The sequence below is a fragment of the Agaribacillus sp. DX54 genome, from assembly GCF_056858335.1.
The window spans coordinates 16,293-34,070 of record NZ_JBXEQE010000043.1; the positions used below are offsets into that span (position 1 = coordinate 16,293).

The window sequence follows — 17,778 nt, forward strand, 5'->3', positions numbered from 1 at the left end:
GTGGATTTAAAAGCCAATGGTTACGCTCAGCTTGAGTTGAATTCTGAAGAGATGACCGTAAAATGGTTCAAAGTAAATAAACACAGCACCAACATCATGGAGCAATTGACGATGCAAAAAGAAATAGAAAAAAACAAAAAAGATGACTGATTCGGAAATGATTACGGATCCGGACGGAAATTCCATTCACATTCAAATGATTTTGCCTTTCTAAAATATTGGCGTTTGCTGTTTCCCTTAAAATTTGTTGGTGTTTTGTCCAGTTGTTTAGCTAATCTTCTATAATTCGGTATTTCGATTGAATCAGCGGCCAAAGCCATCAGTTCGTCATATTGTTCAGGTGAAAATGGAATGCTAAACAATTTTTGACCTTTGAAAATGAAAGTTAAATCGTTCTTGTAGCGACCATAAGGATAATTCGTTGTATCAAATGAAATGAACAAGGTGTCGTTGCTTGTACGCCAATTCCCGTAGGAGTTGTCGTTCATCATGTTACCTTGAAAGTTCATAATCGCTGAACTGTCACAATTAAGTGTTAGGGTCTTGCTGAATCTGCCGTAGGTATTGAAGTTAGTGGTATATGTGCCAGGAATAAGTTTGTTCGAACAACCTGCTATTGAAAGAATTATAGACAGTATTAGAATTATTTTAAGAGTTTTCATTGATTTTGAATGCTCGTTTGCGCAACACAATTGCCGATAACGGCTCTTGGTATGGTGCGTTTGCAACCCAAAGGAATGCATTATATAAATTGTTATAAGCAATACCAACATTTCCTCCATTAAAGTAAGATTTCCCATCAGGTCTGGCAACAACATTTAAATGTCCACTATTATCTTTTAAATATAAAGATATGCCACTGTCAGGAAAAGTGATTTTACTCAAGCCTGTTTTGATCCGGAGTTCTTTACGCATTACTGAAAAAACAAGCAAGGGAAGGGGTGCCTTTTATTATTTTTCCAATTATTAAACCGATTACAATCAAAATATTAAAAACTGCTATATACATCCAGATATCTCTTATAAAATCAGTCTGACAGGGTGGGCAATTATTAACGTCAATACATGGTTCGCATCGAACAGTTAACTTATCAATAAAATACTTCAGAATCAATACGAGATTCCCAAGAATCCAAATTATTTCTATAATCCACTTTTTAATAAATCTTTTCATATCAACTAATCCAAGTCATTTTGGAATTTATCAATATAATAATGATTTTTTCCCTTTTTCAAAATTATCAGTAGACCATTCGAGCCATATGTGTGTGCCCGGCATGGAGAGCCTGGTATCGAAGACACCAAATATTTCGGAGAGTGAAAGTCCGTTATGCGCGAGGTCGTACCCCAAAGCATGAGCCATTCGCAAGCCCGTTTACCGTGAGACATAGAGTGAAGGATGCGAGACTGCAAACCCCGATTCCCACGCATGGGAACTGGCTATCGAGGCTTTACAGGTCGGATGAAGTAGCACATCATACTGATGTCCAAAGGGTGGGAAACCATCAAACACCCTGCGGATGCAGGGGATATTGGGGGAAGGAATATGCCCTTATCTGCGGAGATCTCGATCTGTGTTATTACAGGTTCTAAAGAGCAAGCTAAACTTACCTATCGACAGGGAAAAGAGCGGGATACGCAGGCAGGCAACTTTGAGCTACTGGGACACTGTTTTTCCGGGTATTTACAATTTTCTCCCCTGGAATATTTGGTATCCAGTGATCAATTAATTACCTTGGTGTCAACTTTACTTTAGGGGTGCCCGTACGGGCTGAGATCATACTCTTTGAACCTGATACAGTTAATACTGTCGAAGGAAAAAGTTGCCTCAATGAGGCTATAATTAATCTACCTGTTATCATTCCTGAAGTATACTGATGATTCTGTTATCCGGAGTCTTTCAATGATGTCTTGGAGTCTAAAAATGAAACTAGGAATGAAAATTATAGTCAACCACAAAATTAAGCAAGTAGCTACAGGTTCCACTATTCATGAACTGATTAAGATCCTTTCGGTAAACACCCTGAAAGGGATTGCTATTGCAGTAGATGATACCATAGTGCCCAAATCGGAATGGGTGAACTTCTGTTTACAAAAAGATCAGCGAGTTACCATCATTACCGCCACCCAGGGAGGATAAGCATGAGGCTGGAAGAGAAAGAAAATATTTCTGCTCTTCCAATCGCTGATTTTCCTGCGCAATTGAATTTTTGAAAATTCTTAAATGATAAAATATCCATGAAAAAGCCCAATAAAATACCCCGACAAGAAGTGATCTCCAGCACCCCTTTTCCTGCTTCGAAAAAAATCTATGTGAAAGGCAAAATACATGACCTCAAAGTGGCCATGCGTGAGATCCATTTATCGGATACGGTTAACAAATTAACGGGAAAAGTGCAGAAAAACGACCCTGTTACGGTGTATGATACCAGTGGCCCTTACACCGATCAAAATAAGGAATTTGATGTAAAAAAGGGCATCGAGCCCATCCGAACAAAGTGGATCGCCGATCGCGGCGATGTGGAAGCATTAGAAGAATTAAGCTCCGGATATGGCAAAAAGAGGCTGAGTGACCACTCACTAGACCACCTGCGTTTTGCTCATATTCGAAACCCTTTGAAGGCAAAACCCGGGAAGAATGTCACCCAAATGCACTATGCCCGCAGGGGAATAATCACCCCTGAGATGGAATACATCGCCATTCGTGAGAATCAGAAAATGGAAACCTTGAAGGATTCGGGCATTCAGCACCCGGGGAACAGTTTCGGGGCCAACACGCCTCAAACATGGATTACCCCCGAATTTGTTCGCCAGGAAGTGGCTGCGGGCAGGGCCATTATCCCCAATAATATCAATCACCCTGAAAGTGAGCCCATGATCATAGGCAGGAATTTCCTGGTAAAGATCAATGCCAATATCGGAAATTCCGCCGTGACCTCGAGCATTGAAGAAGAGGTGGAAAAAGCGGTTTGGGCTTGTCGCTGGGGCGCCGATACCATCATGGATCTCTCTACCGGTAAAAATATCCACGAAACCCGGGAGTGGATTATCAGGAATTCTCCGGTTCCGATCGGTACGGTTCCCATTTACCAGGCCCTGGAAAAAGTTAACGGAAAAGCGGAAGAACTCACCTGGGAACTATTCAGGGACACTTTGATCGAACAAGCGGAACAGGGGGTGAGTTATTTCACCATCCACGCCGGGGTAAGGTTGAAATATGTCCCACTGACGGCCAAAAGAGTGACGGGAATCGTTTCAAGGGGAGGCTCGATTATGGCGAAGTGGTGCCTGGCGCATCACCGGGAAAGCTTCCTTTACAGCCATTTCGAGGAAATCTGTGAGATCATGAAAGCTTACGACGTCGCTTTCTCATTAGGCGATGGACTTCGGCCGGGAAGTATTGCCGATGCCAACGACCAGGCGCAGTTTGCCGAGCTGGAAACTTTAGGCGAACTGACAAAAATAGCCTGGGATCACGATGTACAGGTGATGATTGAAGGCCCCGGTCATATCCCCATGCAGATGATCAAAGAGAACATGGACAAGCAATTGAGAGATTGCTTTGAAGCGCCCTTCTACACTTTAGGGCCTTTGACCACCGACATTGCCCCGGGATATGACCATATCACCTCTGCCATCGGGGCAGCCCAGATCGGGTGGTACGGAACGGCCATGCTATGCTACGTAACACCGAAAGAACATCTTGGATTGCCGAACAAAGACGATGTAAAAACCGGGGTTATCACCTACAAAATAGCTGCTCATGCGGCCGACCTGGCCAAAGGTCATCCGGGAGCTCAGGTGAGAGACAATGCCCTCAGTAAGGCCCGTTTCGAATTCCGTTGGGAAGATCAATTCAACCTGGCACTCGACCCGGATACTGCCCGTGAATTCCACGATGAAACCTTACCCGCCGAAGGGGCAAAAGTTGCTCATTTCTGCTCCATGTGTGGCCCTCATTTCTGCTCCATGAAAATTACCCAAGATGTGCTCGAATATGCGGCGAAACAGGGTTTTAGCGAAGAAGAGGCTTTAGAAAAGGGGATGGAAGAAAAATCCAGGGAATTTACTGACAAGGGAAGTGAAATATATCTCTGATGATGTGTGACGTATCAAACGGCATTGGCTTACGCTCACCCTCGATGTCCTTAAGGGGAAACCAACCGCTGGGCGGACTGCCAGCCAACGGTTAGGTGAAGCGTTGGCTGGCGTCAAAACATACTAGTACTTTTTACAATTTAACTAACTGCTATGTTAATGGTCATTACTCTCCCCGAACCACAAAAAAACGAGCATCGTATCATCCATGCCTTGTTCGATGCAGGCTTAGCATGTTTACATGTTCGCAAACCTCTTCTTTCCGGACAAGGTATAGAGGAATTTATCAGGGGGATTGACCGGGCTTTTCATCCCAAGATCGTACTACATAACCATTATCAATGGGTGGAAAAATTTCAATTGAAAGGAGGGCATATGAGCGAAAAGTATCGCCAGTCTCTAGCTCAAAAGGACCAGTTGGAAAAGAAAGTAAAGTGGTTTAAAAGCCGGAGTTTTTCCATCAGTTCTTCTTTTCACGATTTGTCTGCCTTGAAATCATTCAAGCACTGGTTTGACTACGCTTTCATCAGTCCGGTTTTTGACAGCATTTCCAAACCAGGTTACCAAGCCAATGCTTCATTAACCGAGGTCGGGGAAATCAAGGGAATTCAAAAGATCGCCCTTGGGGGTATTGACCACCGGAATCTAACAACAGTGAAATCATGGGGCTATGACGGAGCGGCTGTTCTAGGCGCAGTTTGGAAAGAGCCGGATCATGCGGTGGAGCGTTTTGAAGAGTTGAATAGACGGGCAAATTTCACCGCCATCAGCATACATAATTCCCTGAAGCAATGACTAAAAGTTCTCATAAAATTCAATCTTTACGTCCATGCGTACTCAGCATTGCCGCAAACCTGGCAAAAGGATCTGACCTGGCAGAGGCATGTGAGCAGGCCAAAGCGTATATCACGGGCTTCTTATCCGGCAATGAAGATTTATCAGGCTATCACTTTTAATACAGATGACAAAATGAAGATCTCAAGATTACAATACATCACCCAGGAAAATAAACAGTCAGGTCACCTGGATTGTGTGGAAAATGCTTGTGAAGCCGGCTGTGATTGGGTGCAATTAAGAGTAAAAAATCGTTCTGATGAACAATACTTAAAAATGGCCCGCACAGCTTTAGCGCTGTGCAAAAAGGCAGGTTCCAAACTGATCATTAATGACAACGTATCCGTAGCAAAAGAAATCAGGGCTGATGGAGTTCACCTGGGAAAGGATGATATGCCACCCGGGGAGGCGAGGAAAATTTTAGGAAGTGATTTCATCATCGGGGCCACGGCCAACACCTTTGAAGACCTGGAAAAATCCGTAGATGCCGGGGTGGATTATATTGGCCTGGGCCCATTTCGCTATACCAACACCAAGGAACGGCTCAGCCCCATCCTGGGCTTGGAAGGCTTTCATCAAATCATCCATCAAGCGCAGATGGCCGGGATCGATACTCCCGTCATTGCCATCGGTGGGATACTTACGGAAAACATAGAACCCATCATGCAAACCGGGATCTATGGAATTGCCGTATCGGGCCTGATCACCCATGCAACAGACCCCAAAAAGACTGTTTCCTTCATCAAAGAAAAACTAAGAAATGCAATCCTTACATCTAGCAGACAAAATCTTTAGTTCCCGCCTTTTTACCGGAACGGGAAAATTCAGTTCTTATCGATTGATGCAGGAAGCACTATTGGCTTCCGGCTCCGAATTGGTGACTTTGGCCCTGAAAAGGGTAGAGGTAAATGATCGTCATGATGATATTTTAAAACATTTGTCACATGACCGGTTTAACCTGTTGCCCAATACTTCGGGAGTACGCAGCGCCAGGGAGGCGGTCTTTGCCGCCCAATTGGCAAGAGAGGCGCTGGAAACCAACTGGGTCAAATTGGAAATTCATCCCGACCCGAAATATTTATTGCCGGATCCTGTAGAAACTTTGAAAGCGGCCGAAGAACTGGTGAAGCTGGGATTTGTAGTTTTACCCTATGTGCATGCCGACCCGGTGCTTTGTAAAAAGCTGGAAGAAGCAGGCACCGCCGCTGTCATGCCTCTCGGCTCGCCCATCGGCAGCAACAAAGGATTAAAATCCCTGGACTTTCTGGAGATCATTATAGAACAAAGCAACGTACCGGTAGTGGTCGATGCGGGAATCGGAAGCCCTTCTGACGCCGCCAAAGCCATGGAGATAGGTGCTGATGCGGTTTTGGTAAACACTGCCATTGCCGTATCGGATCATCCCGTGGAGATGGCAAAAGCCTTCAAACTGGCAGTGGAATCAGGAAGATTGGCGTTTGAAGCCAGGTTAGGTAGTCAATTTCAACAAGCATCGGCCAGTAGTCCTTTAACCGCATTTTTGGATGAATAATTTTCAGGAAATATTTGATTCCTACCGTTGGAATGAAGTCAAAGGCAGTATTTATGCAAAAACAGCCCGGGATGTGGAACTGGCTTTAAATAAATCGAAAAGGGACCTGGAAGATTTTAAAGCCCTGATCTCTCCCGCAGCTTCGCCCTACCTGGAATCCATGGCCCTGCTAAGCCACCGGATCACCCAAAAGCGTTTCGGAAAAACCATCCAGATGTATATCCCCATGTATCTCTCCAATGAGTGTAGCAATATATGCACCTATTGTGGTTTTAGTTTTACCAACCGGATCCCTCGCAAAACGCTCACCGATCAGGAGATACTCCGGGAGGTGAACTACATAAAATCAAAGGGTTATGATAACATTTTATTAGTCACGGGTGAAGCAAATCACACCGTTGGGGTTTCCTACCTTAAAAATGCGCTAAAGCAGGTGTACCCTTATTTTTCCCATCTCTCCCTTGAAGCCCAACCCTTAGAGCAGGACGAATATGAGTGCCTGATAGAAGAAGGCTTAAATACCGTTTTGGTGTACCAGGAAACCTATCACCGGGAAGATTACAAAAAACACCATCCAAAGGGCAAAAAATCTAATTTTCATTACCGGCTGGATACGCCCGACCGCCTGGGAAAAGCAGGCATCCACAAAATCGGTTTAGGGATTCTTATCGGACTGGAAGACTGGCGTACGGACAGCTTTTTTACCGCCTTGCATTTACGATACCTGGAAAAAAGGTACTGGCAAACCAAATATTCTATCTCCTTTCCCCGTTTGAGACCATTTTCCGGGGGCCTCGCTCCGAAAGTAGAGATGAACGACCGGGAATTGACCCAGCTCATTTGTGCCTACCGCCTCCTTAATGAAGAAGTAGAACTTTCTTTATCTACCCGGGAATCGGAAAATTTCAGAAACAACATTATCAAGTTAGGCATCACCTCGATCAGCGCCGAATCCAAAACCAATCCCGGCGGCTATGCGGTGGAAAAACAGTCGTTGCAGCAATTTGAAATTTCAGATGAAAGAGAGACCCAAGAGATTGTCGAGGTTATTCGTCAGCAGGGTTATGAACCTTTGTGGAAGGATTGGGACCGAAGTTATACGCTAGTGTCAAGTCAACGTTTAAATGACGGGTAATTTGGCTTTTCAATATCGGCACGCTAATTGGTGCCTACCTTTACATCTTTGAACATGAATGGATTGTCACTGAGCCTCAAGGCCTTGCCGCTGGCAGTGGTCACATTTCTGAGAATGACTTCCCTGGTGCTGACATAGGGAAATTTCTCATGGTAGGTATCGTCAGTCATTTGTGGATTGAAATCTGTAAAAATTGCCGGCCCCTGGTAATCCTCCGGATAATTGGAGTCATCGATATGTAGATTTTCAATGGTGATACGTTCCGGCATATAACAGGTGTAGCCGAAATCATGCTGACCGGAATATGATCCGCTTATCAGCGCGGCGCTGGTTGGTCTGCCGTCTGCGGGTACGAAAATACAGTTGCGGATAACGAATTCTCCCTGCCATGTACTGCCATAATCGGAGCGAAGGTTGATAAGGCTCCTTCCGCGAATGGTTGTGTTTTCCACGGTTAAGGTCCCGCTGCCAATGGCATTGATTCCCATGTGTCCCAGGGTTGAGTTGCGGATGGTGGCATTGGCAACGCCCTTGTGGGCATCGAACCGGGAAAAGGTACAACGGTCATAAAGCAGATTCTTGCAGTAGTTAGAACTCAGGATTCCCCAATACCTGCGGTCATTGATGTCATTTGTCTGGCTGCAATTCACGAATGATACATTAAGGGCACGGTTGATTGAAATATCGTAAGAGCCCATGGAGACAGGTTTCCCTGCCGAGCCAATGGTACGGTATGTTTTGTGCCCGGTCAGAATGGTGTTCTTAACCGTTACATAGGAGCAATCGCGGATATTGATGAAGCCGCCATAGGGTGCACCGTGGTCTCCTTCGCCTGTAACACGGTGTTCCAGCCCATCAACAACAACATTGGAGCGCCTGATCGCAATGTTTCGGCTATAATAGGTGTACTTCGATTCAGCCTTATTGGCTATTGTGGTAAACCGTCCTCCCGTGATGTTCAGCGTCTTTTCGTCAATGGGAAGAGCGGTGATATCCGTGATTTGGTCGAAGTCCCAGATGATCGGAGCGTCCATATCCACATGGCCGTTTTTATCAACGACAAAAATATCAGTCTGCGGAGATCCATCGTTTTGGTTCAACCCAAATCTGATGTAGCGCATCACCTGGGAATTGGTGACAGCAATCAGACAGGGCCCGGGCAAGGAGACATCGATTTTCTCCTGATTCCTCTTAAGCGAAGATATCACTTCAGGTTTAAACGGTTGCAGGCAGGAACTGACCATGAAAATAGATGCATTACGATTTTGCACTTCGGTATCGTCAATGACGAAGGCCGCCGTGCCGAAATCCGTATCGGTCCGGATATGCGCTGTGCGCTCCTTTCCTCCAATGTAGTAGGTAGCCCCCTCGTCGGCTTTCACCAAAAGGCCATGCTGATTGGCGAATGCATGGGTCGCAGCGATAGCGTCTGTATCATCGGCTTTGCCGTCGCCCCTGGCACCGAAATCACTATAGCGGACCAATCCAACGGCTTTAAATTTAAGGACATCCTTTGGGGATACATTTAGATGTAATTCCCCATTTTCATTTGTGCTTACCTGGATTTTCTTCTTTTTGGACGTTATCACTACATTTTCATATGGGCCTTGGACCTGCCCGTGTGCCGCAATTACACAGGTTAATAAGAAAAACAATAAGGGCCTGTATTTCATCATGAGCGCATTTTAATAACAATCCATTTCAGAACAAATCAATACTTTAACCCGATCTTTCAACTTCCGCATATGAAATATGCGTTGTTAGCGGCTGTGTTTACTTGATCAAAGTATTTGTCAATACATTAATCAATGTTTCGTCACCTGGTCGCGGAGCATTATTATTTGCGGAGCATTATTATTTATTACGTGTCCTACATTGTCCACAATCAGATAATGAGGGAATGCTTTCATGATTGTTGTATCATTCACAGTTTCGCTCCATATTGCGTCATACTTCTCATTCGTCATGAAATAGTGTGTTCCAGTCAGATTCTTCTTTTCTATCATTTGTTTCCAACGAAACTTTTCACCGGGAACACTCCTGTCCTTACCTAAATAAAGGAAAGCTAAATTATCATACCCTTTAAATTTCTCTTTCAACTCAGGCAAATATTGGAACGCTTCAAGGCAAGGACGGCATCCTGTGTGCCAAAAGTCAACATAAACTACTTTGCCATTCAAATACGGATGCTTTATGATGTCTGAAAATGATTTAAACGCTATTTCAGGTTCAATGTATTTAATCTGGTCCGTCCCATCCGAGTTAATTACAAACCAATAATATACTACAAATGAAAACAAGCCTACAGTAAGCAGCACGATGATTGATTTAATTATCCTTTTCATAGTTCATTGCTATTTGGTAAATATAGCCACCAACATAATTGAAACGCAAGTGCGTTTACTCACATTTCAGAAAAATCTGGGATGATATACCAGAACAAATTCATTGCGTACAAAACCAGACAATGAATAGATACCAAATTGCATATTACCTTGCCAACGATATAGAAAATAGCGGCAACTGTGCGTTTGACTCAGCGTGCTGATCAGAGCAACGTTTTGAGCAGGTAAACTTTGTTTTGCACTAGTGGATACACTGAATAAAGAAGAATTGTGTACAATTAAGACGGTGTTGCTATACGAGGTGCACTCTTCCCACTGATTGCCTTAGAAATTAATGTTAAACCGCTTGTCAAGCATATCAAACCGTTCTTCTGAATCCGATATGCGCAACTTTTGGATTTCACCTATTCCCTGAAATATCCATTGTACCCCACCTATTTTTCCGATATCTGAGCGTAAAAGGTGCTTATACACCGATTGCCCATTTAAAAAAACCGTGACCCGATTATCCCTAACCCGCACCTTACAATTGGTCCATTTGTCAGTTTCGATACCAAAAGCGGAGAGGTCGTTCTTTCTTCCGGAGACCATCTCTTTGTTTATATAGAACATGAGGTCACCCACGCAACCCGGGATGCCAAACTGAAAAGAAAGCACTTCTTTGGAGCCGGTTATGGTCATCCGGATGTTCCGGCAGATACTGCTTTCCGTTGCAATTGGCATCCTGAAATCGGTTTCCAAAGAAAAATCCGACCCGTTGATAAAAGGTTGTTCCACCAAATTGGCCAGGAACAATTCAGCACCTTTTTCGTTGTTCAGTAGTTCAATGGTACTGGGCTTGAAGGTCAGTGTGTTGTCCAATACGATATGTCCGGGTTTGAGATATGAAAAGTCCGAATCATTGATGGCTATACCCTGCCAGCCCTTAGTAGGTATATATAGTTCCTGCTCCCTGACTATTGCGTTGTCCACGACCAATCTTGCAAGGAAATACCCGGGATAGTAGTAAGTCGTCGTAACAAGACCATTCCCTTTTTCAAGTGGGATACGTTTTGTCCTGTCCCAGGATTGTTGGATAAAGAGTGAATCAAATGAGATATCCCCCACATCATACTCAAATTTCACGGTATTGGGATACCCGCTGGCTATTTTTTGGACCTCGAATACAATACGATCAGTTGGCGCGTAATGAAGACTCTCCGCATCTCCTTCCGAACCGCTAAAACCATAAAGCAACAAAAAAACCGTAACCACAATGGTGGCCACAAGCAGAATACGCTTCTTTGTAAAAACTCTTATCCTGTTTTTTTTGGCGTTCTCTGGTCTCGATTGACGATATTCGCGTTCAAATTCCCGCCAGTCTTTATCGTCTGCGAATGCTGATAGAATATTCAGCGTAGTAAGGCTTGGTCTTGTTTTCGTGTTTGTCCTGCCCCATATGCGCTTCAAGGTCGTGATGCTCAACCTTTCCCCCGTCTTATGAAAAATACGGTCAGAAAGTCGATTGAAATCAAGATTGGTCCAATTTTCCCCGCTTCCACGATTAAAGACTTTCTCAATTTTTTTCAATAGTGCCTTATAAGTAATGGGATCATTAATAATCACTGGCCTGTTTTTTTGATTTTCCTTATCATGAACAAAAATGAACAGTTTTGAACATCGATTGGCTTTATGTTTTCTTTCCGACGATGCTATTTTATGGAAACTTAAATTCAAAATAGTACAATGTTAACAAAGAAACTAATCATCATCTGCGCTTTTCTTTCAGTCACCGTTAGTGGCCATTCCCAAAACAAGAAAAATAAAATCCATTTTCCGATGTCCGATGCCTACTGGGAATACGAAACAGGCAAGGTAGAGTTTATTGAGCACCGTTCTTCCACTGTGGCCAGAGGGAAAAATGGTGGATATTTTATAATGACCCTGAAGGACCATCTATTCAAGGATGGTACCATAGAATTTGATATGGAATTGGAAGGAATGGGTTTTCCGGGTATAAATTTCAGAATGTCCGAAGACCTGTTGGAAGGAGAGAGCTTCTACATCCGGTCCTTCGGGCCTGTAAGTCCTTTAAAAAGAACCACCTTGCAATATGCAACAGTAATCGATAGTATGAGCACATGGGACCTGACAGATGAATATCAAGCCGGTGCAAAGATTTTACAAAAAGGATTCAACCATGTAAAATTGGTGGTTAATGGTAAACAGATGAGGGTCTATGTGAATGATATGGAAAAGCCTGCAATGCATGTTCCCAACCTGGAGGGAAGGCAAGAGAAAGGTTTGATTCAGCTCAGCGGCAGCGTAATCTATTCCAATTTTAGTATAGCTCCGAACGAAACTGAAGATTTGAGCCCGGAGCCCGGATATGACCCAACGAGCAACGACCCGCATTATATCAGGAACTGGAAAGTGAGCAGGCCCATGGATTTTCCTTTTGGGAAGGACCTGTCTTTTCAAATTCCGTCTATGTACGGGGAAGTAAACCAATCGGATCTACCGGATAGCACAATGACATGGAGCCCCATTGAGGCAGAAAACAGGGCTTTGGTCAATCTTAGTCGCAAGTTTGGTTTGAAAAGAGGGGGTGGCAGAAGATTGGTCTGGATTAAAACCAATGTTCATGCTACAAAGGAACAGAACAAAAACGTAAAGATGGGATTCAGCGATGAGATATGGGTACTGTTGAACGGTGAACTTATAAAAGTGGACAAAAACTATTACGGTACCCCCAGCCAAAAATATCCTAATGGAAGGTGTACACTGGACAACACCTCTTTTTCCCTGCCATTAAAAGAAGGCAATAATGAGCTTTTGGTGGCAGTGGGAAACTTCTTTTTCGGATGGGGCATCATCGCCCGTTTTGATGATACGGAGGGTTTGACTTTGGACTAAAATCTGATTTTCAGTGTAGATAACTATTAAATTATGTGTTATGCTATAAAGTGTATATCATGATGATGTTGACCACCGCAATTATGATTGTGACCACCTTTCTTGATTCACCCCAAAGGGGCACTTTCAGTTGCGGCTTTATCCATTACGGAATTAGCAAATGACAGATTATAGACCACAGGTTTCACTGCTATTAAATGTGCTTCCAGAAGTCGCAAAGGAGGAATGCTTTGCGCTTATTCAAGATCAAAACATCGGATCGGGCCGTAGAGAATTTTAGTTCTTTGATTTGATCAGATCAATGTTGAATTCCATTAGAGAAAGCCCAGGAAAAACATTTTTTAGATGAAATAGACACCGAGGTTTACAAAAAATTTATACCTAAGTATAGGCAGGAAAAGAGTCAAATTCTGATGGAAATTCAAAAGCTCGGTAAAAAAAGTTCGAACTTTGATACATTTATTGACAAATTCCTTGGGCAGACGCTTTGTAGCTGTCCCGAAGGACAGACGCAATATGCTTTTCTGCGCGGAGGCAAAATCTATTTATTCCCTTTTTTCCACTTGTCCGCTCTTGCAAATATTCTATTTCCCAACTCAATACCTTCTTTGCCAACGAAATCATCCCATGCAGTTGTTGGAGCAAACCAAATCCAGATATTGGTCAAGTCGGTTTGGTTGCCAAATTCGATCTCATCGATTGCATCTACTAATGCCGTATGAAATTCTTGAGCAGAAAGAAATTCGCCTGAATAACCTCCTTCATATTGCGAAAGCATCTTTTCAGCCTTATGAAGATCATTCAATAAATCAAAGAATTCCCACTTCTTCCAATATGCTAATTTGGATAGTTTTTCATGCTTCTTACTGAACAAATTCTTAAACATAAAAAAAATCTCTTGCGCGTGGGGAAATTACCACTGACCTTTCTTATTGTAGCTAACGTATGACTATACGGTACCAGTTCCGTATATTTTTAAATTATTGAGAACTAATCTAAAGGATTTTTAATTGAATTCAAAGATATGTTGGCTACGTGGGTATAGATCTCAGTAGTCTTGCTGGACTACTACTCCAAATTCCCACCTGAGATTCAATGAACCGTTCCGAAAGCTTTCGGAATAGTGTGTAAGGCGCACTGGCAGTCATTTGGATGTCCGACGTCTACACAATTGTGCCGTCGTACATTTTTATTTCTTATTTGTCAATATAACCTTATCTAATATCTCAAAAATCGACAACCATTCGAATCCATTAATCTGTCCGATATTGATATTTGGTTGAGTTGATTGTCCGGAAAAACAAATCACTGGAAATTGTTTTTGCCAATCAGGTCTGGTTATTTCTCCATCTCTGGTTATCGTATGGTCTAGCGAACATTTAATCTTTACCAATCCATTATCTAACTTTATCCGTAAATCCGTTATATCCCAAGGATATCCCCAATATTTTTTGTTAGCATTAAGAATCACTGGATCGAAGTAAAATAGAATCGAATCTTTACCTGTTGCTAAGTTCTGGTCTATAAAACAATAATCAATACCATCTGAATATCCAGTGGCACTTAATATCTCAGGTTCAGGATCTGAGTCAATATTTACGAACCAGAAATAATCGTAATCCATCCAATATTTCTCAACTGACTTGGCTTTTTTAAAATCCGAATTTATCCATATTTCCTTATGTGGGTCAATTAATTCAGTTTTATAACGAGGTTGGCAAATAAAATCTCTTAATCCGTCTCCGTTGAAGTCAACGTGAATGGTTTGAAAATCAAGTCCTGAAAAAAAATCTTGTAATGCTGTTGGATTATTAATTGTATCCATTTTTACAAATCCTTGTCCGTATGTCAGGTTTGTAAAAAGTATTGATATCAGCAATCAGTTTATTCATGTGCTCTCATTCTGTATGCGGCACAAAAATTCGCTATACACCTGTGCCATATATATTTATTGTGAAAACCTTAATCTAATGAATTTTTAATCAAATTCATGTCTGTATTTACGATGTGTGGGTAGATCTCAATAGTTCTGCTGGATTTATAACCCGCACCAAATTTTTTTTATTTTCCACTTCAATGGTCTATATCAAACGGCTTCAGGAAAAGTAACTGACCGGGGTTAGTTTGAACTGAGCCGGGTCTCACCCGACGTAGCCCACTACCAAACCAGGTCATAGAGAAAAATCAGTCATACCAAAAAATCCCGCCGAAGCCTGAAAGGCGAAGGCGGGATGATTGGATCTCAATCGAACTTCTTTGTAGAAGATTTGAATACGTTGAAAAAGTATTTTGAGTTATTTGATTAATGGACTATTATTTAATAACCAGATACACGCATCTTCGCGACTTTTAGAATCTTCCATGGGCCAGGCCGTCCGGTAACTCAGACAGCATTTGGATTTCAATACGTTAACTCTGATTGGAAAAGCTAATACGCTTAGATTGATCAACAGGCAGAGTTATTACAACCTTTTTACATTCCAGGGGGTCTTTTGACTGGATAAACATCAATTCCATATGAATACGATTTTGAACTATCGGATTTTTCAGAGCCTCAGGTTGTTTCAGAATACATCCATTTATTAGGAAACCCGGTAAGATTCGAATTCTAGTTGGTATTAATATTGATAAGCTTTCATGGAAAGCTTACTTAAAAGGTGAGGAGTTTCGATTAAACCCTAAGCAAGCAGTCGATGAATATCCGGAAAAGAATAGCTGAAACTTCAAAAACCACTATCATCAATTAGTTAATTCAGATTAAATGACCTCCTGAATTCCAATGGTGATTGTTTGGTCTTTGATTTAAACAATTTGCTGAAGGATTGCGGGTAGTCAAACCCTAATTCATACGCAATTTGGCTAACAGATAAATTTGTCGTACAGAGCTTTTAATTCGCAGTGTCAATTAATTTATTATCGATCCATGGAAACAATGAAGCGCCTGATGCCAGTGTTCTTGCGATATCCGGTCCCGAACGCAGCCAGTTCAATACTGGCCAAATCATAGGAACAACTATTGCTTTGTCATTGTTTCCCGACTTTTATCTTAGGATGTTGAAGGCTTTGGTTATCTGGGCTTCCACTGTCTTGATTGAAATATTGAGGTATTCGGATATTTCAAGATTCGTCAGGCCTTCCTTTCTGCTTAAAAGAAAAACCTGTCGGCATTTAGGAGGGAGTTTTTGTATTTTATCTGTGATTCGAGATACAATCCTTTCCCAGGAAGAATCTTCATGCATAAGTACGGTCTTTTCCAAAGCCTTAAAATACTTCTGTTCCAATATCATTGTAGACCTTTTCTTTTTGTACTGGTTAATGAACTCGTTATAGACAGACTTAAATAAATAATTTTGAAGAGAAGACTCCACGCGAAGTCTCTTCCGCTTTTCCCATATTTTCAAAAAAACATTCTGGAGTACATCTTCAGCCATTTCGTGGTTGTTCGTCAAGGTAAGGGCATAACCGAATAATCTTTGGCTGTAATGATCTACCAAATACACGAATGAATCTTCGTGTCCTTCTTTTAGGCGAGAAATCAAAGCTATTTCATGCATGTCCATATTGTGATAAAATAAAAAATTAGACCGAATTATGCAAATATGAAAAAAAATACCGCAGAAAAGTCAGGGTATTAAAAATATGCATGGTCATTGAATAAAAAGCAATGCATAAAAACAACCTGGAAATAGAAAACATTATACATAAATATTTACTTAAAGAAGCCTCTTCAGAAAATCTTGATCTTTTGTCCAATTGGATCTTAGAAGAAGGTAATGAAACTATTTTTGAGAACCAAGTAAAATCCCATCTTGAAATAACAATGGCAATGAACAAACCAAATACGGACAAAATCAAAAAGGAACTGCTTAAAAGTATAAAACGGGACAAAAAGAGACGTGTAGTCAATACGGTGATGAAATATGCCGCTGTGGTCACAATACTTTTATCATTGGGATATCTCTATAATCTACAAGACCAAATTGATTACACTGAGCAAAACAGGCTTGTTCCCAAAGAGGAACCGGTTACGATAACTTTGGATGATGGCTCTGTCAAAGAATTAACTCCTACGGAAAATAAAAAAATAAGAAAAGCGGATGGAACTTTGATAGGTTCCCAAGATCATTCCAAACTGACTTATTCTAAAACTGCAAAAACGGAAGAGCTGGTCTATAATACATTAAATGTGCCATATGGAAAAAGATTCGATGTTGTATTGTCGGACGGCACGCATATATTCTTGAATTCGGGAACCACGCTGCTGTATCCTGTTGCCTTTGTCAGAAAAGAACATCGTACTGTTTTTTTGAATGGGGAAGCATATTTTGATGTTGCCAAGGATGCGGAACATCCCTTTGTCGTAAACACAAATGGATTAGATATCAAGGTATTAGGGACAAAATTCAATGTATCTCATTATGCTGAGGATAAGGGCATCAATACTGTATTGGTTGAAGGGTCTGTGGAATTGCACAAAAATGATGAACCACATGGAAAAGACAGAAATCCATTATTGCTCAAACCTGGATTTATGGCACGGTGGGATAGGGTCGGCAATGAAATAGAGGTCGAAAATGTGAATACCAGGTTGTACACTGCCTGGATAGAAGGAAAGTTGGTTTTTAGAAATACATCTTTTCGTAGGATTAGACAAACACTGGAACGAAAGTATAACGTAACTATTGAGAATAGAAACAAAGAGCTCGAAGAACAACTGTTCGATGCCACATTTGATATCGAGACCATTGATAAGGTATTGGAGTCTTTCAGCAAAAGCTTTGCCATTGATTATTCCATAATTGACAATGAAGTGATCATAGAATGAATGCTCTTTTTAAAAACTATCGACAATCCAAAAATGAGAAAAATATGAATAAACCGATGAATTGATTGAGCCAAATCATGTACAAAAAAAGAATCGGAAAATGCCGACACATTTC

Annotated in this window: 20 protein-coding genes, 1 pseudogene and 1 riboswitch; of the genes and pseudogenes, 11 read left to right on the forward strand and 10 right to left on the reverse strand. The window is 41.9% G+C overall.

Annotated elements, in window-relative coordinates; all coding sequences use genetic code 11:
* Entirely contained in the window at nt 1–150 is a 150-nt protein-coding gene (locus AC04NP_RS27625) for a hypothetical protein (protein ID WP_482863319.1), read from the forward strand.
* A gap of 11 nt (nt 151–161) precedes the next feature.
* On the opposite strand, the gene AC04NP_RS27630 is transcribed toward AC04NP_RS27625, so the two are convergent.
* The 3 genes from AC04NP_RS27630 to AC04NP_RS27640 form a co-directional block, all read right to left on the reverse strand.
* Nucleotides 162–662 carry a hypothetical protein gene (locus AC04NP_RS27630; protein WP_482863320.1) on the reverse strand — a complete coding sequence of 167 codons (501 nt, stop codon included), beginning with the start codon at nt 660–662 and terminating at the stop codon, nt 162–164.
* Nucleotides 649–915 carry a hypothetical protein gene (locus AC04NP_RS27635; RefSeq protein WP_482863321.1) on the reverse strand — a complete coding sequence of 89 codons (267 nt, stop codon included), beginning with the start codon at nt 913–915 and terminating at the stop codon, nt 649–651. The genes AC04NP_RS27630 and AC04NP_RS27635 overlap by 14 nt, the downstream gene beginning before the upstream one ends.
* Nucleotides 916–1,204: 289 nt before the next feature.
* Nucleotides 1,205–1,363 carry a hypothetical protein gene (locus AC04NP_RS27640; RefSeq protein ID WP_482863322.1) on the reverse strand — a complete coding sequence of 53 codons (159 nt, stop codon included), beginning with the start codon at nt 1,361–1,363 and terminating at the stop codon, nt 1,205–1,207.
* Nucleotides 1,364–1,483: 120 nt separating this feature from the next.
* Here AC04NP_RS27640 and AC04NP_RS27645 point away from each other — a divergent pair, with 120 nt between their 5' ends.
* From AC04NP_RS27645 to thiH, 8 genes are all read left to right on the forward strand, one after another.
* Nucleotides 1,484–1,756: a hypothetical protein gene (locus AC04NP_RS27645; RefSeq protein WP_482863323.1), complete on the forward strand. Its 273-nt coding sequence runs from the start codon at nt 1,484–1,486 to the stop codon at nt 1,754–1,756.
* Nucleotides 1,745–1,836, forward strand: a riboswitch (TPP riboswitch). Its footprint overlaps the gene before it by 12 nt.
* 100 nt (nt 1,837–1,936) lie before the next feature.
* Entirely contained in the window at nt 1,937–2,140 is a 204-nt protein-coding gene (thiS, locus tag AC04NP_RS27650) for a sulfur carrier protein ThiS (protein ID WP_482863324.1), read from the forward strand.
* A gap of 98 nt (nt 2,141–2,238) precedes the next feature.
* Nucleotides 2,239–4,098, forward strand: coding sequence for a phosphomethylpyrimidine synthase ThiC (thiC, locus tag AC04NP_RS27655; protein ID WP_482863325.1), 1,860 nt, complete (start codon nt 2,239–2,241; stop codon nt 4,096–4,098).
* Nucleotides 4,099–4,257: 159 nt separating this feature from the next.
* Nucleotides 4,258–4,893 (forward strand): thiamine phosphate synthase, encoded by a 636-nt coding sequence (locus tag AC04NP_RS27660; protein WP_482863326.1) that lies wholly within the window; start codon nt 4,258–4,260, stop codon nt 4,891–4,893.
* Nucleotides 4,890–5,054, forward strand: a complete 165-nt coding sequence (locus tag AC04NP_RS27665; protein WP_482863327.1) for a hypothetical protein — start codon at nt 4,890–4,892, stop codon at nt 5,052–5,054. Before AC04NP_RS27660 ends, AC04NP_RS27665 begins: the two co-directional genes overlap by 4 nt.
* Nucleotides 5,055–5,067: 13 nt before the next feature.
* Nucleotides 5,068–5,727: a thiamine phosphate synthase gene (locus AC04NP_RS27670; RefSeq protein WP_482863328.1), complete on the forward strand. Its 660-nt coding sequence runs from the start codon at nt 5,068–5,070 to the stop codon at nt 5,725–5,727.
* A complete protein-coding gene (locus AC04NP_RS27675) occupies nt 5,693–6,463 on the forward strand; it encodes a HisA/HisF-related TIM barrel protein (protein WP_482863329.1) in 771 nt (256 codons plus the stop codon). Before AC04NP_RS27670 ends, AC04NP_RS27675 begins: the two co-directional genes overlap by 35 nt.
* On the forward strand, nt 6,456–7,598 hold the full coding sequence (gene thiH, locus AC04NP_RS27680) for a 2-iminoacetate synthase ThiH (RefSeq protein WP_482863330.1): 1,143 nt from the start codon (nt 6,456–6,458) through the stop codon (nt 7,596–7,598). Before AC04NP_RS27675 ends, thiH begins: the two co-directional genes overlap by 8 nt.
* A 23-nt stretch (nt 7,599–7,621) precedes the next feature.
* On the opposite strand, the gene AC04NP_RS27685 is transcribed toward thiH, so the two are convergent.
* The 3 genes from AC04NP_RS27685 to AC04NP_RS27695 all read right to left on the reverse strand — a co-directional run bounded on the left by AC04NP_RS27685 (nt 7,622) and on the right by AC04NP_RS27695 (nt 11,659).
* Nucleotides 7,622–9,271 carry a hypothetical protein gene (locus AC04NP_RS27685; protein WP_482863346.1) on the reverse strand — a complete coding sequence of 550 codons (1,650 nt, stop codon included), beginning with the start codon at nt 9,269–9,271 and terminating at the stop codon, nt 7,622–7,624.
* Nucleotides 9,272–9,403: 132 nt separating this feature from the next.
* On the reverse strand, nt 9,404–9,943 hold the full coding sequence (locus AC04NP_RS27690; protein ID WP_482863331.1) for a thioredoxin-like domain-containing protein: 540 nt from the start codon (nt 9,941–9,943) through the stop codon (nt 9,404–9,406).
* Between the two features lie 324 nt (nt 9,944–10,267).
* Nucleotides 10,268–11,659 carry a hypothetical protein gene (locus tag AC04NP_RS27695; protein ID WP_482863332.1) on the reverse strand — a complete coding sequence of 464 codons (1,392 nt, stop codon included), beginning with the start codon at nt 11,657–11,659 and terminating at the stop codon, nt 10,268–10,270.
* Nucleotides 11,660–11,668: 9 nt separating this feature from the next.
* On the opposite strand from AC04NP_RS27695, the gene AC04NP_RS27700 reads away from it, so the two are divergent.
* Nucleotides 11,669–12,838, forward strand: a complete 1,170-nt coding sequence (locus AC04NP_RS27700) for a hypothetical protein (RefSeq protein ID WP_482863333.1) — start codon at nt 11,669–11,671, stop codon at nt 12,836–12,838.
* A 541-nt stretch (nt 12,839–13,379) separates the two neighbouring features.
* Here the strand turns inward: AC04NP_RS27700 and AC04NP_RS27705 are convergent.
* The 4 genes and pseudogenes from AC04NP_RS27705 to AC04NP_RS27720 form a co-directional block, all read right to left on the reverse strand.
* A complete protein-coding gene (locus tag AC04NP_RS27705; protein WP_482863334.1) occupies nt 13,380–13,724 on the reverse strand; it encodes a hypothetical protein in 345 nt (114 codons plus the stop codon).
* A 303-nt stretch (nt 13,725–14,027) separates the two neighbouring features.
* A complete protein-coding gene (locus AC04NP_RS27710) occupies nt 14,028–14,663 on the reverse strand; it encodes a hypothetical protein (RefSeq protein ID WP_482863335.1) in 636 nt (211 codons plus the stop codon).
* Nucleotides 14,664–15,585: 922 nt separating this feature from the next.
* Nucleotides 15,586–15,759 (reverse strand): annotated as a pseudogene (locus tag AC04NP_RS27715) (helix-turn-helix domain-containing protein); the annotation flags it as partial.
* 120 nt (nt 15,760–15,879) lie between these two features.
* Nucleotides 15,880–16,392, reverse strand: a complete 513-nt coding sequence (locus AC04NP_RS27720; RefSeq protein ID WP_482863336.1) for an RNA polymerase sigma factor — start codon at nt 16,390–16,392, stop codon at nt 15,880–15,882.
* Nucleotides 16,393–16,502: 110 nt separating this feature from the next.
* On the opposite strand from AC04NP_RS27720, the gene AC04NP_RS27725 reads away from it, so the two are divergent.
* Complete coding sequence (locus tag AC04NP_RS27725; RefSeq protein WP_482863337.1) at nt 16,503–17,663, forward strand: FecR family protein; 1,161 nt, start codon at nt 16,503–16,505, stop codon at nt 17,661–17,663.
* The last annotated feature ends 115 nt before the right edge of the window (nt 17,664–17,778 follow it).